This window comes from Vibrio sp. A8-1 (assembly GCF_013048685.1).
In the GTDB taxonomy this organism is placed as follows: Bacteria; Pseudomonadota; Gammaproteobacteria; order Enterobacterales; family Vibrionaceae; genus Vibrio; species Vibrio metschnikovii.
Genome location: NZ_VHTC01000078.1, coordinates 1 through 2,209, shown reverse-complemented (window position 1 = coordinate 2,209; position 2,209 = coordinate 1). Strand labels below are relative to the sequence as shown.

The window sequence follows — 2,209 nt, the reverse complement described above, 5'->3', positions numbered from 1 at the left end:
GGTGGTAGGGACTACCAACACATTAAACGCCTGTAAGAGACAATGTAAGCCGACTCGATTTTAGTAATGGAGCGCAAATGTCGCCGACGACAGGAATCCACACTCCTTTAGGGGTGTGGTAGTTCAAGATATTAAGCTCAGAAATCCTATCTCAGCAGTGCTGTTGCAAAATACCTAATCTGGAATACAATATACTGTATCCATATACAGTATATATTTTTATGAAAGTCATCCCTATCTTTGCTCATGCTGGTATCACAGGCTTCGAGAGTCCTGCTGAAGAGTATACTCAACTCGCTTTAGATCTAGACCAGCTTCTTATTGAGCATCCTTGTGCCACCTTTCTGGGATACGCATGTGGAGATTCTATGCAAGATGTGGGTATCTTCGACAAAGATTTACTTATTGTAGATCGCTCATTAGATGTACAAGATTTCGATATCATAGTGGCGAACTTCAATGGGGAATTTATTTGTAAACAAATCGACCTCAATCGTCGATTACTCCTCTCTGCTAATGAGCGATACCAGCCCGTTCCTATCCACGAATTGGATCAATTTTCCCTCGAAGGTATTGTAACTCGCTCAATTCGCTGCCACCGAGTGAGTCCATTGTTGAGATCGAGATAATGTTTGCTTTGGTTGATGCTAATTCTTTCTACTGTAGCGCTGAGCAAGTTTTTCGCCCCGATTGGCGTGGAAAGCCTATGATCGTTTTGTCCAACAATGACGGTTGCATTGTCGCAGCAAATCGACAAGCTAAAGAAGTTGGTATAGAAAAGTTCAAACCATACTTTCAAGTTAAAGCACTTTGTGAACAGAAGGGGGTGATTGCTCTGTCATCGAACTATGAGTTGTATGCGGATTTATCTGCCAAAATGATGCAGGTTATTGGTCGCTTCGCACCTGAACAACACATATACAGTATCGATGAGTCTTTCCTTTCATTTGAGCATAGCTTTCCAGCCATTCGTTCTCTCAAAGAGCATGGAATGAAATTACGACGCGCTGTTTGGCGTGAATGTCGATTACCCGTATGTGTCGGATTTGGGCAAACATTGACACTCGCCAAAGTGGCCAATCATGCTGCGAAAAAAATTGAGGGATATAATGGGGTATGTGTCTTAGATAGCGAACGAGAGCGTAGGGCGGTTTTAGGGCAACTGCATGTCTCAGAGGTATGGGGCATAGGCAGGAAACTAACTCATCGATTAGAGATGATAGGAATTAATACGGCGCTCAAGCTTGCTAATTACCCTCCTGCACTGATTAGAAAAGAGTTTAACGTAGAAGTGGAGCGTACAGTACGTGAACTCAATGGACAAAAATGTAAGGGTTGGGATACCGCTAGAGCGGATAAGAAACAAATATTTTCTACCCGCAGTGCAGGGCAGAGGATTACTGACCTTGAGTCGTTGCAGCAAGCATTGTGCAAGCATGCGAATATTGCTTCCCTTAAGGCTCGAAAACAAAAATCACTGTGTCGAGTTATGCTTTGTTTCGCTAACAGTTCACCGTTTGACTCGCTTCCTGTGGCACGCCGAGCGGTTCATCGTTTTGCGTATCCAACTGCTGATGTAACCCTAATAACTCAAGCTGCCTCTAAACTGGCTGAGCAGTTATTTCAACAGGATGTGAGGTTTTATAAAATTGGTGTTGGGCTGATTGACTTAGTTGACGGGCAGCATGAGCAGCCCGATCTGTTCAACCTGACCCCGAATAACCCTAAGCTTATGAATGTGTATGACACGTTAAACAATCGATTTGGGAGTGATGCTATTTTCCTTGCTGCTCAAGGCATAAGTCAAAAATGGGCAATGCGGCGTGAAATGTTGTCGCCTCAATACACCACCCGTTGGCATGATTTACCAAAAATCAAATGCTGATAGTGTAAATTATGCTCTACCTAATACAGAGCTAGCTTGGTTTTGCCCCAAAATCATCTAAAGCAAAAGCTCATACACATTCTGTTAATGTACATTTGCCCTACAAAAAGTTATCTGAATGCAGCTGTTTGAGACATTATTCGCCCCTGCTTAGTCTAATCCCTCAATATTGCCACTAACCTGATCATAAATTGAAGGTAAGCGCTCATTACTCAGCATAACTCATGTTCCAACCACAACGATCTAGTCTTTAGCCAAGTTCCAAGGCAGTAGCGCTTCTATTTGCTCAAGAGTTTCAGCGTATGGCAGCTGAGTAAGAAGGGT

Annotated in this window: 2 protein-coding genes; both read left to right on the top strand. The window is 43.1% G+C overall.

All coding sequences use genetic code 11. The features are described 5' to 3' along the window. Window positions 1–221: 221 nt before the first annotated feature. On the top strand, window positions 222–629 hold the full coding sequence (gene umuD / locus FKN93_RS17235; protein WP_170905750.1) for a translesion error-prone DNA polymerase V autoproteolytic subunit: 408 nt from the start codon (window positions 222–224) through the stop codon (window positions 627–629). Beyond that, on the top strand, window positions 629–1,885 hold the full coding sequence (locus FKN93_RS17230) for a Y-family DNA polymerase (RefSeq protein ID WP_170905749.1): 1,257 nt from the start codon (window positions 629–631) through the stop codon (window positions 1,883–1,885). Before umuD ends, FKN93_RS17230 begins: the two co-directional genes overlap by 1 nt. The last annotated feature ends 324 nt before the right edge of the window (window positions 1,886–2,209 follow it).

Bases quoted from the DNA above. Each gene is read 5' to 3' on its own strand.
- umuD (WP_170905750.1), top strand. From the start codon at position 222: ATGAAAGTCATCCCTATCTTTGCTCATGCTGGTATCACAGGCTTCGAG.
- FKN93_RS17230 (WP_170905749.1), top strand. From the start codon at position 629: ATGTTTGCTTTGGTTGATGCTAATTCTTTCTACTGTAGCGCTGAGCAA.